The following is a 13,392-nucleotide window of genomic DNA, read 5'->3' on the forward strand; positions in this document are numbered from 1 at the left end:
TGTCGAACCGGGAAAACAGGCTCTGAGCAGCAGCCAATGACTGGCTATCGATCAGGGCAGTCGTGGTAATGACGAAACCGCCATCACCTTGGGTTTACATCAATAATCGTCGTCAAACGCCGGACCGGCATAGTTGTCGAACCGGGAGAACTGCCCCTGGAAGGTGAGACGCACTCTTCCGATAGGGCCGTTACGCTGCTTGCCGATAATGATCTCGGCAATCCCCTTGTCCGGGCTGTCATCGTGATAAACCTCATCACGATAGATAAACATGATCAAATCCGCATCCTGCTCGATGGAGCCCGATTCACGAAGATCCGAGTTGACCGGGCGCTTGTCGGCCCGCTGTTCCAGACTTCGGTTCAGCTGGGAGAGCGCCACCACTGGGCACTGCAGCTCTTTCGCCAAGGCCTTGAGGGAGCGGGAGATCTCGCCGATCTCCAGGGTACGGTTGTCAGAGAGCGCCGGCACCCGCATCAACTGCAGGTAGTCCACCATGATCATGGATAGGCCACCGTGCTCGCGTGCCACCCGACGGGCACGGGAGCGCACATCGGTCGGGGTGAGGCCGGAGGCGTCATCGATATACATCTTGCCCTTCTCCAGCAGCAATCCCATGGTGGAGGAGAGGCGCGCCCAATCCTCGTCATCGAGCTGACCGGTACGCACCTTGGTCTGATCGATGCGACCGACCGAGGCGAGCATACGCATGATGATCTGCTCGGAGGGCATCTCCAGCGAGAAGATAAGCACCGGCTTGTCGGCAGTGAGGGCCGCATGCTCGCAGAGGTTCATGGCAAAGGTGGTCTTGCCCATGGAGGGACGGGCCGCCACGATGATCAAGTCCGAACGCTGCAAACCGGCGGTCATCTTGTCCAGATCGTTGTAACCGCTCGATACCCCGGTAACACCGTTGTGCGGCGTCTTGAACAGCTCTTCAATCTTGTCGACGGTCTGCTCGAGGATGAGCTTCAGGGGCTGGGGCCCCTCGTTGGCGCTGGTGCGCTGCTCGGCAATCTTGAATACCTTGCTCTCGGCCAGATCGAGCAGATCGCCGGAGGTACGGCCCTGTGGCTCGTAGCCTGCTTCGACTATCTCGTTGGCGACCGAGATCATCTCGCGTACGACCGCCCGCTCACGCACGATTTCGGCGTAGGCGTTGATGTTGGCAGCACTCGGGGTGTTCTTGGCGATCTCCACCAGATAGGCGAAACCACCCGCCTCTTCCAGCTGTTCGGAGCGTTCCAGCTCCTCCTGCAGGGTGATGAGGTCAATGGGGTTGCCCGCGTTGGAGAGGCGGGTCATGGCCTGGAAGATCAACCGGTGCGGACGGCTGTAGAAATCCTGATCGATAACCCGTTCGGCAACCCGATCCCAGGCATCGTTATCCAGCATCAGGCCGCCCAGTACGGACTGTTCGGCCTCAAAAGAGTGGGGAGGAACTTTCAGCTGTTGTGTCTTGGCGTCTTTTTTCGCCGTCACTTGCTCTGCCATACACATAAAAACCGCAGCGGGAAGGGGACGGGAATTTTACAAAAGAAAGCCAACTACGGCGAGCCCTATCTGGCGGCTCATACCATCATAAAGGGCCAAACCAGTGTCTGCTCTACCTTGACCATTTTGATTTTGCTTCGCATTTTGCGCTCCTTGCGACTCAATCTTCTGCTTTTCATCCGGTTTACTCCTCTTGTTTGACGCCGCATCGCGGCAACCTCGTTCATGAATAATTCATGCCAGAGGTGATATTGATGAATACAAGCTGCGACACAATTAGGGACAGGCAGCCTGCCATGCGCCTTGCTGAGCTTGCCAAAGCGGAGCATGCCCCACCCACAGACGAGAGTGAAAAGAGTCAAAATGAAAAAGATGCTGACCCTGTTTGCCGTGATCCTGGCCATTGGCCTGGGGGCACCTCACGCCGAAGCCAAGAAATTTGGCGGCGGCAAATCCTTTGGTAAAAGTTACAAAACTGCGCCGGCCCAGCCTGCGGCCAAACCGGTCGACAACAAGAATCCGACACTGAATGCCCAGACTCCGCCGAAAAAGAGCGGCATGATGGGTGGCCTGCTGGGCGGCCTGCTGGCCGGTGGACTGTTTGCCTACCTGCTGGGCAGCGGTGCCTTTGAAGGTCTGCAAGGAATGGACTTCCTGCTGATCGCACTGCTGGCGCTGGGTGCCGTGTTCCTGATCCGTACCCTGCGCAAGGGCAAGGTCGCGACGCCACAGCCACAACAGGCGGCCTATGCGGGCTATCAGCCACCGCAATCCGCGGCCCCGCAGCAATTTGAACAGAGCAACAGCGCACCGCAAGCCACCGGCTTTGCCGACAGCGATGTGCCGTTCCGCCTGCCGCCGGGCTTTGACATGAACAGCTTCCTGGCCGGTGCCCGCGATCACTATCGCACCCTGCAAGAAGCGTGGAACAAGAACGATCTGGAAAAAGTGCGCGAGTATGTCAGCCCCGAACTGTTTGAGCAGCTCAAAGCCGAGCGCGCCGAACTGACTGGCGACCAGCATACGGAAGTAATGTACGTCGATACCCAGCTGGTACGTGCCGACTACGGCAGCGACTGGGCTCAGGTGAGCGTGCGCTTCAGCGGCCGCTACATGGACCGTCAGGAGCAGGTCGAAGAAGACATCAAAGAGGTGTGGCACCTCGAGCGCGATCTGGCCAAGAACAATGCCCCCTGGCATATCGTCGGGATCGAGCAGTTGTAAAGCTTCGTGCCAATCTATTAGTCACTACGCAAGAGGCGACCCACGGGTCGCCTCTTCTCTTTTATCTCCTTAAATCCCTGAACATGCATGAGAGTACGATAGTTACGCTCGCCTGAAGTAGAAAAGAAACAACCCGACAAGCATCGCCTGCCGAGCTGTGGTCGAAGCGACCGTCACATTAAACCGGAATCCAAGGATTCCGGTTTTGTGTGCTGGTTATTAATTGCTTGGGTCTATAGGATCTTTGCCACAGTTATTTGCGTTGGCTGGATTAAGGGTGTTGTTGATAAATGTCACTTCCCCTTTCGGTTGATAATCGGTAGCAGAAATAGTCTGTTTCATTTCCACATACTCTTTGAGTACTCCCGCATCGACCAGACCGGCGTTGATGGTGTTGATCACCGGATAACCGTCACCACCGGATGCGCTGAAGCTCGGGATGGCAAAACTGTAGGTTCCATTGGCATCGAATGCTTTGCCTGCAATAGCGTTGATGGTCACGTTCTTGGCGCCACAGTTAACCTGCATATCGATACCGCCAAATTGGGGATAACCGCCACCAGTCAGGGTTGCAACTTTGCCCAGATAGGTAACCAGCTCGCTCCCCTTCATGCTGGCCTTGTTGACTGTGTTGCCAAACGGATGGACGGTCAGCACATCCCGATAGGAGATAGTTCCCGCCTGTATCGAAGCCCGTACGCCACCCGAGTTGACGATACCGAAATCAGCTTTCAGCTTTTCTGTAGTCGCGGTCGTGATCAGACGACCCAGATTGGTCTGCATATAGCGAACGTACTTACGCTCTCCCATAAGCAGGCCATCCGTAGCACCGATGTCGACATTGAGCTCTGCCTCTCCCTTATCTTGGAATACCTGGAGGGTAGAAAGCAGCTCTGGGTCCTTGATGATCTCGTCCTGAATTAGCACCATTTGGGCCAGATCTTTAGTAACGACACCTTTGGCATCCACGGGTTCATTCTTGGCATTGCGCTTGATAAGGTTAACCGGGATCAGCTCATAGCTGGTCAGGGTCAACTTGCCCTTCAGGTACTCAAACTGGGCACGCCCCACATATTTGCCCCACTCGTGGGCCTGCATAATCCAGGTACCGTTCTGCTGATCCGGCAGGCAGGTATCGCCCGGACTGAACTTGGCGTACTTGTTGGTGCTGCCCGGCTCCATACAGACCGGATTCTGGGAGTGGCCACCAATAATGGCATCCAGGGTGCCGGTCGGCAGCTTGCGAGCCATCTCCACATCGCCCGGCGCATTGCTGCCGTGCTGGCCATCGGCATAGTGGCCCATATGGGTGATGGCAAAGACCAGATTGGCCTCTTTCTTGTCACGGATCTGCTTGCTCAATGCAGCCGCTTCCGTAGTCGGATCGCGGAACTCCAGAGTCTTGACGTTATTGGGATCGACCAGCTGGGAAGTATCCTCGGTGGTCAGACCCAGCACCGCGACCTTGAGACCGCTATCCAGCTTGAACACCTTGTAGGGGTCAAAGTAGTGTTTGCCGCTGGCCTTGTCATAGATGTTGGCCGAGAGCATGGGGAACTGGGCCCACTTGCGCTGCTTCTCCAGCACATCCAGCGGGTTATCAAACTCGTGGTTACCCACCGCCATGGCATCGTAGCGAATGCTGTTCATCGCCACAAAATCCGGTTCGGCATCCTGAAGGTCTGACTCCGGCACCCCGGTATTCACGTCACCACCTGATAGCACCAACACCTCGCTGCCCGCCGCCTTGGCCTCGGCACGCAGTCGCTCGACCAGGGTCTTCTGGGCGGCCATACCGTATTCGCCTTCTTTGTTGTTCCAGAAGCGGCCGTGGGTATCGTTGGTGTGCAGTATGGTCAGTTTGCAGACATTTTCGGTGCAGGGTGCAACGGTGTCATTGCTCGAGGTATTACAGCCAGTCAGTGCAGCAAGCACGGCCAGTGCCACGCCGCCTTTGATAAAGTTATTATTCATTTCCATATCACCTTGATTGTTTTGTTATTTATCAACCCTGTCCAGCGGGTCGGGCGCCAATATAACAAACAACAGATGACCGTTTTTCATCGATAACTCACAAATTCTGCTAATTGTGATCTTCGGCCCAACATCCGGCTTCCTGCTGATTTATCAGGTTTTTTGTTGAGTAGTCACTCACTTGCTCCCCTTCCCGCACCAAGGAGGCGCCACGTATACGCCCCTTTATGGCATACTCCTCAGCCAGCCATGCCCGAGGAGATGATTTGATGGCCAAGTACGACAAGATTTCCCCCGAGACCCAGCAGGAGGCGATGAAAATTGCCCGTGCCAACCAGAAGCCGGGGCAGACCAAAGAGCAGACCCAGCTTATTGCGCAAGGGATCCAGAAAGGCATCGACGAATACAAGAAGCAGATGAAGGCGCGGGCCCGCGAAGCGAGCCGCCAGAAAAAAATGCAGGCCAAAGCCAGGCAGCCACAGGGCGCTCCACAACCCGCAGATCAAGACGATCAGCTGGAGCTGGTTGAAGTAAGCCATCAGCATCCCCTGCCCTGGATCTTGCTGGTGCTGAGCTGGCTGGGATTTGCGGCAGCCTGGTTCTGGTTGCACTAAGACGCGCTAGCAAACCTTTATCCGGGATCCTCTTCACAGCCCGGGCCCGAGCTGCTGGTGATTACCTGCGAAGAGTGATTAAATCCCGCGCCTCTTGCACCGGACAACCGGTTTTTTAACGATCAGTTTTCAGGAAAGATGTTATGAACCCCGCTCCGCTCTATCTGCTGGCCCCTTTTGTTCTGTTCCTTGTGACCATGCTGCTCTATCGCATTTCGCCGCTGCGGGCGGTCGCCGCCGGTGGGGTACGCTGGTTTATCCTCCCCGCCTTCACCCTGTTTATTTTGCTGATCATCATCAACGGTGCCGCCGATCCCGCCCTGCGCGATCCAGCATTCCACTGGTTGATGCCGGGCCTTGGTTTTGCCCTGAGCCTGTTTCCGGCCCTGCCCAAGGCGCTAGTGCCACGGCTCGCCATCAAGGAGGGGGCCTTTGCCGCCCTCGGTCTGATGCTGATGAGCCTGGCCATGGTCTACTGAGCAACTGGCCACAGCCGTTAACATGACTCAAGGGGCGCTCTGTGACGGGCGCCCCTTGTACAAACAATGGCCTGCAGGCATCTTGGTGACAGGATAACCAGCAAGGAGGCCAAATGGACAATCCGCCCGATTTCATGGCGTTGTGGGATTATCAGGATCCCGCCGCCAGTGCCCTTCGTTTTCACACCCTTCTTCCCGAAGCGCGCGCCGCCGCCGACCTGCAACTCGAACTGGAGTTGCTGACCCAAATTGCCCGTACCCACTCGCTGCAGCGCCAGTTTGCCGAAGCCCATCAGCTGCTCGACGAGATAGAGCCTCGCCTCACCGATAAAACCCCCAGAGCGCGGATCAGGGCCCTGCTGGAACGAGGCCGCACCTTTAACTCGGCGGGCGACAAAGCCAGTGCCAAACCGCAGTTTGAACAAGCCTGGCAATGGGGGCTCAAGGAGAAGGAGACCTATCTCGCCATCGACGCCGCTCACATGATCGCCATCGCCGCACCACTGGAAGAGCAGAGCCGCTGGCATCAACTGGCGATGGAGCTGGCGGAACGCAGCAGTGACGAGAAGGTGCGCGGCTGGCTGGCCCCCCTTTACAACAATCAGGGCTGGACCCTTTTCGAATTGGGCCGCTTTGATGAGGCGAAAATCCAGCAGCAGAAGTGTCTGGCTTGGCATCTGCAGCATAACCAGCCGGCCAAGGCATTTATCGCCCGCTGGAGTCTGGCTCGCCTGACCCGGGCCCAGGGTCAGCACCAGCAGGCGCTGGCAGAGCTGCACCAGCTCAAGGCCGATATGGCCGAGGCAGGCGAACCTGAGGATGGTTATCTGTTCGAGGAGCTGGGGGAAAATGCCTTGGTGCTGGACGATCCGCTGGCCGCGGAATACTTCTCCCGCGCCTGGTTTCTGCTATCGCAGGACCGCTGGTTCAGTGCCAACGAGGGGGAGCGACTGGCCCGCCTCAAGCGCCTCGCCAAACTCTGATCCCCAAAATAGCAAGGGCGGCACACTAGCCGCCCTTTCTGCTGGCAAGATGGTTCAGGCCCGATTGGACTCCTCCCACCCCTGCTTTTTACGGTAAATGGTGGAGGGGCTGATCTCAAGCAGTGCCGCCGCCTTGGGAATGTTGCCGTCACAGCTGGCGATGGCCTGTTCGATCACCTCTTTTTCCACCAGCCAGAGCGGACGAATTGGCCCGTTGGCCACGCCGGTGGCTGCCGGAGCCGATGCCACCGCTGCCGCAATCGCAGCCGGCAGCTGGGGACGAACTCCATTGAGTGGTGGCGGCAGAATATCCGGGCTCACCAGCTCCTTGTCATTGAGCACCACGATATTGCGCACCACGTTCTGCAGCTCGCGTACGTTGCCAGGCCAGGGGTAGTCGAGCAGCACTCGCGCCGCCTCGACATCAAAATCCTTGAAGCGTTTGTTCTCCTCCTTGGCGTAGCTCTGCAGCAGGGTACGCGCCAGCAGCAGGATATCCTCGCCCCGCTCCCGCAGCGGCGGCAGGGTGAGGGGAATGACGTGGAGCCGATAGTAGAGATCCTCGCGAAAACGGCCCGCTTTCACCTCCACCAGCGGATCCCGGTTGGTGGCGCAGATAAAGCGCACATCCACCGTCTCGAGCTTGCCGCTGCCGACCCGCTGCACTGTGCCGGTCTGGATGAAGCGCAGCAGCTTGCTCTGCAGATCCAGGTCCATCTCGCAGATCTCGTCGAGAAAGAGGGTACCGCCATCGGCCAGACTGGCGGCCCCTTTGCGATCCCCCTGGGCGCCAGTAAAAGAGCCCTTCACATGACCGAAGATCTCGCTCTCCATCAAATCGTGGGGAATGGCGGCGCAGTTGAGGGCAATAAAGGGCTGTTCGCTGCGGGGACTGCACTGGTGAATCGCCTCGGCACACACCTCTTTGCCGGTGCCGCTCTCGCCAGTGATAAAGACGGTCGCCTTGCTGGGCGCCGCGCTCTCGATGATGCGATAGACTGCCTGCATCGACATGGAGGCACCGATAAAACCGAAAAACGAGCTGCGCTCGAAGTTTTCCCGATAGTGGGCTACCAGCGAGCTCAACTGCTGGTGTTTCAAGGCATTGCGAACGGTGGCGCAGAGCCGCTTGCTGTCAAACGGCTTGGTCAGAAAATCGAAGGCACCGAGGCGCATCGCCTCCACCGCCACATCTACCGAGCCGTGGGCGGTGATCACCACCACAGAGCAAGGCAACTGCTGTTCGGTGATCATTTGCAGAATATCCATACCGGACATATCCGGCAGCTCCAGATCCAGCAGCACCACGGGGGGAGGACATGCCAGCAACTGCGCCAACGCCTGCTGACCACAATCGGCCAGCACCACCTCATACCCCTCCTGGCGCAGGTACTGTTCATAGACCACCGCCAGACTACGGGTATCTTCCACCAGCAGGACACGCGATTTATTTTCAGCCACTGGACTCATCCTTGTATTTGATTCTGCGATCTATTTTGCCTTATTTTCGCGCGCAAACCCAACGCCAAGACAGCTCTGTTATCCCGCGATTGCCGGGAATACACAAGTAAAAACGGCTCCTTAAGGAGCCGTTTTTAACTACAAGAAGAGATTACTTCTTGGCGTTGTCAGCAGTCGGCTTCTCGATAGCCAGCAGCTCAACGTCAAACACCAGCACGGCATTCGCCGGGATGGAGCCTGCACCGTGCTCGCCATAGGCCAGCTTGGACGGCAGGAAGAACTTGAACTTGGAGCCAACCGGCATCAGCTGCACACCTTCGGTCCAACCCGGGATAACCTGGTTGAGCGGGAAGGTAGCCGGCTCGCCGCGATCGACGGAGCTGTCGAACTTGGTGCCGTCGGTCAGGGTACCGGTGTAGTGAACCTTGACGATGTCGGTAGATTTCGGCTTGGCGCCAGTGCCCATCTTCTCGACCACGTACTGCAGGCCGGATTCAGTGCTCTTCACACCCTCTTTCTTGGCGTTGGCAGCCAGGAACTCTTCGCCCTTCTTCAGATTCTCAACGGCGTCTTTCTCGGCCTTGGCCTTGGTCAGCTCGTTGATCTTGGCGTCGTAATCCTGCAGTACCTTCTGGATCTCTTCATCAGTCATCTTGGCTTCTTTGCCCAGACCGTCAGTCACCCCTTTCAGGATCACGGCGTTGTCCAGTTTGATGCCCAGTTCCTGCTGACGCTCCAGGGTATTGGCGATGTAACGACCCATGGAGAGGCCAATTGCGTAGCCAGATTGCTCTTCAAAGCTCTTGGCTTCGGCCTTGGTCGCCTCTGCCGGCTTGCTGGCTTCTGCCTTCACTTCGGCGGTATTGGCCGCAGCAGGCTTCTCGTCTTTTTGGCAAGCAGTCAGACCGACGGCAACGGCCGCCGCCAACAGGGACACCTTCAGAAATTTGTTCATCAGTTTCTCCAAACTCCAAATACCGCTCTCGGTTCCATCGTGAAATGAGAGGTTTATCGTGATAAGCGCCTTATACTAACGCCGTGATCGCAGGTAACAAAAGCGTGAGACCGCAAAAATGATAAAAAGTGCCATTTATCTGGTGAGCCTCTGTTTAATGCTCACCGGTTGCGAGCAGAGCTCCCAACCCAACCAGCAAATAACCCTCGCCAGCACGGGTCTGCTGACCGCAGATCTATCCAGTGATGGCAAGCAGGCCATCGTCTCCAGCATCAGCCAGGGCATCATCGTCTGGGATCTGGAACAGAACCGTCAACGCTGGCGCTGGAAGCAATCCGACTCTGCGGAAGATCTGGTATTCATTACCCGCTTTTCCGAAGGCAACAGCCATGCCGTCACCGCTACCCCCAGCACCTTTGCAACCTGGCGGCTGAGCGACGGGCAATCACAAGGCTACTACTCACTTCCTGAATCCAGGCTGAGGGACATCGCGCTCTCTGCCGACGGTCGTTATGTGCTGATCGGGCGAGAAGATGGCAAGGCCGAGTGGCTCGATACCCTAAGCGGTCGTCGTCTGCAGTTTCTGGGGCACACCGAACAGGTCAATACGGTCGATCTCTCCGCCAACGGTCGCTACGCCCTGACCGGCGGCAACGACTACAGCGCCTATCTGTGGGATACCCGTAGCGGGCAGGTGATCTGGCGCTTCAACCATGGTGGCCGGGTGATCATGGCCAGACTGGAGCCGAGCGGCCGCTACGCCTTCACCGCCGACAGCAGCCGGGCCAGCATCTGGGATCTGAAAACCGGCAAGGAGGTGAGTCAGCTGCAATATGATCACCGCTTCGAGGTCTACACCAGCGCCCGCTTTGCCAACGATGGCAAGTGGCTCATCACCGGCGCCCCTTCCCGTCAGCTCTCCCTGTGGCAAGTGAGCGATGGTGCCCTGCTGCAGAGCTGGCGCGTCTCGCCGCAACCCAAGGTGAAACCGCCCAGCGCAGTGGTCTACGGCGTCGCTTTGCGCGACAATAGCCACCTTGTCAGTGCCAGCTCCAGCGGTCTGGCCGAAATCTGGACAATCAAGTAAGGACCCGAAGGCCCATGAGTCAGCAACTTAACGATCGCATCGAAACCCTGGAAACCCGTCTCGCCTATGCGGAGTACACCATAGAGCAGCTCAACGACGAGGTAACTACCCAGGGCCGTGAACTCGATCGGCTCAAATACCAGATCCAGCGGCTGATCGACAAACTGCAAAGCGTACAGCCCAGCCAGATTGCCAGCATGGCCGAAGAGACCCCGCCGCCGCACTACTGATCCGACGCCATCTCTGGTCAGGCAACATGGCTTGGCACAGCTGTCAGCCAATAAAAAACCCGCGATAATCGCGGGTTTTTTTATCATCGGCATGGCCGTGATCAGTGGTGATGGCCCTTTCCACCACAACCGCCGCCACCACAGCAGCCGCCGTGACCATGGTCGTCACCGTGGTCGTGGCCATGATCGTGACCGTGGCCAGCACCGCCGCAGCAACCGCCCTGGCCGTGATCCTCATCATGGTCGTGACCATGACCGCCACAGCAGCCGCCGTGATCGTGGTCATGACCGTGATCGTGGCCGCAACCACCGGCACCGTGAACGTGGCCATGGGCCAGCTCTTCGGCAGTGGCAGCACGCACGTCCTTGATCTCGACCTTGAAGCCCAGAGTCACACCAGCCAGCGGATGGTTGCCATCCACTTTGACGAACTCTTCGGACACTTCAACCACGGTCACAGGACGGTGGCCATCGTCGGTTTCAGCCACAAAAGTATCCCCTTCGGAGACTTCCATGCCGTCGAACAGCTCGCCCGGTACTTCTTGTACCAGTGTCTCGTCATATTCGCCGTAGGCCTGGCTCGGTGCCAGAGTCACTTCGAAGGCTTCACCTACCGCGCGACCTTCCAGCTCGGCTTCCAGGCCTGAGACCAGGTAACGGGTGCCGTGCAGATAGACCAGCGGCTCTTTGCCGACAGTGCTGTCGATGACTTCACCGTGCTCGTCGGTGACTGTGTATTCCAGCGTAACCACGCTCAGAGGAGCTACTTTCATGTCAGGATCCTGCGGATAGAAAAAAACGGGCTCAGAATACCCTAAAAAGCGGGCCGCGCATATGCCGTGCGGCGCCACGGAGTGACGAAAAAAACGGCAACAGCGTCAGCGAGAAGGCCCGCATTCCACCAGCCGTTGCCTTATCAGGGGCGAAACACCCCGATCACCTCTTCCGCCTCGCGAGTTTGCTTGTCGACCTCGGCAGGCGTTTGTACCTGGGTATCGCCACAGGCGACGCAGGTCACCTTCTCGACTCCATGCTCCAGATACAGCATCATGTTGTCCAACTTGCCGCACGCCGGGCAGACCGCACCGGCAATGAAGCGTTTTTTACGTCTGGTTTCCATATTTGTTACCTCCAGGCAGCATCATATCAGGGTTTTTACATGCATCACGCCATCGAGTATCACCATTTTTCCTGCCAGGGCCTGCACGCCGGCAACCGCAAACGGACCCCGGTCGGGCAGCTGTTGCGGATCGCCCGGGGCGCCGCGCTGCTGAGACTGGGCCAACATGAGCTATTGCTGCCGGCAGGCAGCAGCTTCTGGCTCTGCGCCGATGCCCTCGCGGCCTTCAGCCCCCTCAGCGATTGCGAGTACGATCAGCTGAATGTCTCTTTGCGCGTGGCTCAGCCGCAGCAGGCAGGCTGGCTGCAGGCCACGCCCCTGCTCGATGCCCTGCTCGACTCGCTGGCTCTGTGGCAACGTCCGAAAGAGTGGCAAGGGGCCTACGGTCAGCGACTGCAGGTGATCCTGGATGAGCTGCAACAGTGTGCCATCAGCCAGCAGGGTCACGGTGAGCTGCAAGCCTGCTGGCAAGCGCTGGCCAATGGCCAACCGGAGTCTCTGCAACTATGGGCACAACAAGCCGATACGCCGGTGGAAGGGAGTGAATTGCAACAACAGTGGCAGCTGCTGCAGGCGCTCAGATTGCTCAAGGGCGGCAGCAAGCCCGCGCAGGTGGCCAGCAAGCTGGGTTATGCCGATGAGGCCGCGTTGCAAGCGGCCTGCCAACAGTGGGGCGTTGGCGAGGATGGCGATCAATAACCGGACGCCGATGGAATACGCCAACGAAATTGGCTGAATGAGTCCAGTTTTTTGCCAGATGGTCGTTAACAAGGAAGGGCCATTCCCCCCGTAATCCTTTATGCTAGAGGCCTGAAGTGACTGCCAACGTTTCGACCAACAGGACATCTGCCATGACGAGCAAAGCCAATCAATCCCAGGGCATGTTGCTGTTTCACCTTTCAGCCAAACAATCCTTTGCCATCGGTACCCTCAAGGTGAAGGAGATAGTGCCCTACACCCAGCTGACGGCAATGCCGCACTCGCACCCGACCGTGTTGGGGGCCGCCAATATGCGCGGCTCCACCATTCCGGTGATCGACATGGCGATGGCGGTGGGCTATCGCCCCATCAGCAAGGAGGAGATGCCCCACTGCTTCATCATCATTACCGACTGCCGCCGCACCCTGGTGGGCTTTCTGGTGCGGGGCATCGACAAGATCACCGAGTGCAACTGGCGCGATATCGAATCGCCCCCCGCCTCTCTCGGTCACAATGTGTTCGTAACCGGCGTGACCCGGGTCAATGACCAGCTGATCCAGCTGCTGGATGTGGAGCTGATCCTCTCCCGGGTCTATCCGGATGATCCGAGCCACCTCTATCCGGTACTGACCGATGTGCAGCGGGAACGGATCAAGCCGATGCGGATCCTGCTGGTTGATGACTCTTCGGTCGCCCGCCGTCAGCTGATGGCCGCTCTCGACTACATCAATATCCCCTATGAGGTCTGCACCAATGGCAAGGATGCACTGACCCTGATGCAGACGCGGGCGAGCCAGAAGACCCCGATCGACATTCTGGTGAGCGATATCGAGATGCCCGGGCTCGATGGCTACGAGCTGGCCTTCGAGGTGCAGAGCGACAGCAAACTGGCGGGGGCCTACATCATCCTGCACACTTCGCTCTCCAGCGAGATCAGCGTGGAGCGGGCCCATCAGGTGGGAGCCCATGAGGCGCTGACCAAGTTCGAGGCCAACGAGCTGATCCAGGCCATGCTGCGCGGCGCCGAACATCACGATCGCCTGCTGAAATAAGCCAATGACTGGCGGGAGGA

General features: G+C 58.1%; 14 protein-coding genes. 8 read left to right on the forward strand and 6 right to left on the reverse strand.

What is annotated here, in order from left to right; genetic code table 11:
* Positions 1-99 precede the first annotated feature (99 nt).
* Positions 100-1,494, reverse strand: a complete 1,395-nt coding sequence (dnaB, locus tag I6L34_RS06240; RefSeq protein WP_026035132.1) for a replicative DNA helicase — start codon at positions 1,492-1,494, stop codon at positions 100-102.
* A 363-nt stretch (positions 1,495-1,857) separates the two neighbouring features.
* On the opposite strand from dnaB, the gene I6L34_RS06245 reads away from it, so the two are divergent.
* Entirely contained in the window at positions 1,858-2,718 is an 861-nt protein-coding gene (locus I6L34_RS06245; RefSeq protein ID WP_005335275.1) for a Tim44 domain-containing protein, read from the forward strand.
* 219 nt (positions 2,719-2,937) lie between these two features.
* Here I6L34_RS06245 and ushA read toward each other — a convergent pair whose 3' ends face one another.
* A complete protein-coding gene (gene ushA / locus I6L34_RS06250; protein ID WP_216956203.1) occupies positions 2,938-4,692 on the reverse strand; it encodes a bifunctional UDP-sugar hydrolase/5'-nucleotidase UshA in 1,755 nt (584 codons plus the stop codon).
* A 269-nt stretch (positions 4,693-4,961) separates the two neighbouring features.
* Between ushA and I6L34_RS06255 the strand changes: the two genes are divergently transcribed.
* The 3 genes from I6L34_RS06255 (at position 4,962) to I6L34_RS06265 (ending at position 6,768) form a co-directional block, all read left to right on the forward strand.
* On the forward strand, positions 4,962-5,306 hold the full coding sequence (locus I6L34_RS06255; RefSeq protein WP_216956206.1) for a DUF2956 domain-containing protein: 345 nt from the start codon (positions 4,962-4,964) through the stop codon (positions 5,304-5,306).
* A gap of 143 nt (positions 5,307-5,449) precedes the next feature.
* Positions 5,450-5,785, forward strand: a complete 336-nt coding sequence (locus tag I6L34_RS06260; protein ID WP_005358483.1) for a hypothetical protein — start codon at positions 5,450-5,452, stop codon at positions 5,783-5,785.
* 113 nt (positions 5,786-5,898) lie between these two features.
* Complete coding sequence (locus I6L34_RS06265; RefSeq protein WP_058057826.1) at positions 5,899-6,768, forward strand: hypothetical protein; 870 nt, start codon at positions 5,899-5,901, stop codon at positions 6,766-6,768.
* A 54-nt stretch (positions 6,769-6,822) separates the two neighbouring features.
* Here I6L34_RS06265 and I6L34_RS06270 read toward each other — a convergent pair whose 3' ends face one another.
* Positions 6,823-8,229 (reverse strand): sigma-54 dependent transcriptional regulator, encoded by a 1,407-nt coding sequence (locus I6L34_RS06270; RefSeq protein ID WP_058057825.1) that lies wholly within the window; start codon positions 8,227-8,229, stop codon positions 6,823-6,825.
* A gap of 151 nt (positions 8,230-8,380) precedes the next feature.
* Complete coding sequence (gene fkpA / locus I6L34_RS06275; RefSeq protein ID WP_058057824.1) at positions 8,381-9,184, reverse strand: FKBP-type peptidyl-prolyl cis-trans isomerase; 804 nt, start codon at positions 9,182-9,184, stop codon at positions 8,381-8,383.
* 118 nt (positions 9,185-9,302) lie between these two features.
* Between fkpA and I6L34_RS06280 the strand changes: the two genes are divergently transcribed.
* Together I6L34_RS06280 and I6L34_RS06285 are read left to right on the forward strand one after the other, a co-directional pair.
* A complete protein-coding gene (locus I6L34_RS06280) occupies positions 9,303-10,271 on the forward strand; it encodes a hypothetical protein (protein ID WP_058057823.1) in 969 nt (322 codons plus the stop codon).
* Positions 10,272-10,285: 14 nt separating this feature from the next.
* Positions 10,286-10,501, forward strand: coding sequence for a SlyX family protein (locus I6L34_RS06285; RefSeq protein WP_058057822.1), 216 nt, complete (start codon positions 10,286-10,288; stop codon positions 10,499-10,501).
* A gap of 101 nt (positions 10,502-10,602) precedes the next feature.
* Here I6L34_RS06285 and slyD read toward each other — a convergent pair whose 3' ends face one another.
* Together slyD and I6L34_RS06295 are read right to left on the reverse strand one after the other, a co-directional pair.
* Positions 10,603-11,274: a peptidylprolyl isomerase gene (slyD, locus tag I6L34_RS06290; protein WP_005348264.1), complete on the reverse strand. Its 672-nt coding sequence runs from the start codon at positions 11,272-11,274 to the stop codon at positions 10,603-10,605.
* A gap of 143 nt (positions 11,275-11,417) precedes the next feature.
* On the reverse strand, positions 11,418-11,621 hold the full coding sequence (locus tag I6L34_RS06295; protein ID WP_005335287.1) for a YheV family putative zinc ribbon protein: 204 nt from the start codon (positions 11,619-11,621) through the stop codon (positions 11,418-11,420).
* Positions 11,622-11,660: 39 nt separating this feature from the next.
* Here I6L34_RS06295 and I6L34_RS06300 point away from each other — a divergent pair, with 39 nt between their 5' ends.
* Both I6L34_RS06300 and I6L34_RS06305 read left to right on the forward strand, forming a co-directional pair.
* On the forward strand, positions 11,661-12,320 hold the full coding sequence (locus I6L34_RS06300; protein WP_058057821.1) for a hypothetical protein: 660 nt from the start codon (positions 11,661-11,663) through the stop codon (positions 12,318-12,320).
* Positions 12,321-12,472: 152 nt separating this feature from the next.
* Positions 12,473-13,372, forward strand: coding sequence for a chemotaxis protein (locus I6L34_RS06305; protein WP_005335289.1), 900 nt, complete (start codon positions 12,473-12,475; stop codon positions 13,370-13,372).
* Positions 13,373-13,392 lie beyond the last annotated feature (20 nt).

The organism is Aeromonas sp. FDAARGOS 1404, assembly GCF_019047085.1.
GTDB classification, from domain to species: Bacteria; Pseudomonadota; Gammaproteobacteria; order Enterobacterales; family Aeromonadaceae; genus Aeromonas; species Aeromonas veronii.

What these genes read in the sequence shown, in the direction of transcription:
- dnaB (WP_026035132.1), bottom strand. Translation starts at nt 1,494, where the DNA reads ATGGCAGAGCAAGTGACGGCGAAAAAAGACGCCAAGACACAACAGCTG.
- I6L34_RS06245 (WP_005335275.1), top strand. Translation starts at nt 1,858, where the DNA reads ATGAAAAAGATGCTGACCCTGTTTGCCGTGATCCTGGCCATTGGCCTG.
- ushA (WP_216956203.1), bottom strand. Translation starts at nt 4,692, where the DNA reads ATGAATAATAACTTTATCAAAGGCGGCGTGGCACTGGCCGTGCTTGCT.
- I6L34_RS06255 (WP_216956206.1), top strand. Translation starts at nt 4,962, where the DNA reads ATGGCCAAGTACGACAAGATTTCCCCCGAGACCCAGCAGGAGGCGATG.
- I6L34_RS06260 (WP_005358483.1), top strand. Translation starts at nt 5,450, where the DNA reads ATGAACCCCGCTCCGCTCTATCTGCTGGCCCCTTTTGTTCTGTTCCTT.
- I6L34_RS06265 (WP_058057826.1), top strand. Translation starts at nt 5,899, where the DNA reads ATGGACAATCCGCCCGATTTCATGGCGTTGTGGGATTATCAGGATCCC.
- fkpA (WP_058057824.1), bottom strand. Translation starts at nt 9,184, where the DNA reads ATGAACAAATTTCTGAAGGTGTCCCTGTTGGCGGCGGCCGTTGCCGTC.
- I6L34_RS06280 (WP_058057823.1), top strand. Translation starts at nt 9,303, where the DNA reads ATGATAAAAAGTGCCATTTATCTGGTGAGCCTCTGTTTAATGCTCACC.
- I6L34_RS06285 (WP_058057822.1), top strand. Translation starts at nt 10,286, where the DNA reads ATGAGTCAGCAACTTAACGATCGCATCGAAACCCTGGAAACCCGTCTC.
- slyD (WP_005348264.1), bottom strand. Translation starts at nt 11,274, where the DNA reads ATGAAAGTAGCTCCTCTGAGCGTGGTTACGCTGGAATACACAGTCACC.
- I6L34_RS06295 (WP_005335287.1), bottom strand. Translation starts at nt 11,621, where the DNA reads ATGGAAACCAGACGTAAAAAACGCTTCATTGCCGGTGCGGTCTGCCCG.
- I6L34_RS06300 (WP_058057821.1), top strand. Translation starts at nt 11,661, where the DNA reads ATGCATCACGCCATCGAGTATCACCATTTTTCCTGCCAGGGCCTGCAC.
- I6L34_RS06305 (WP_005335289.1), top strand. Translation starts at nt 12,473, where the DNA reads ATGACGAGCAAAGCCAATCAATCCCAGGGCATGTTGCTGTTTCACCTT.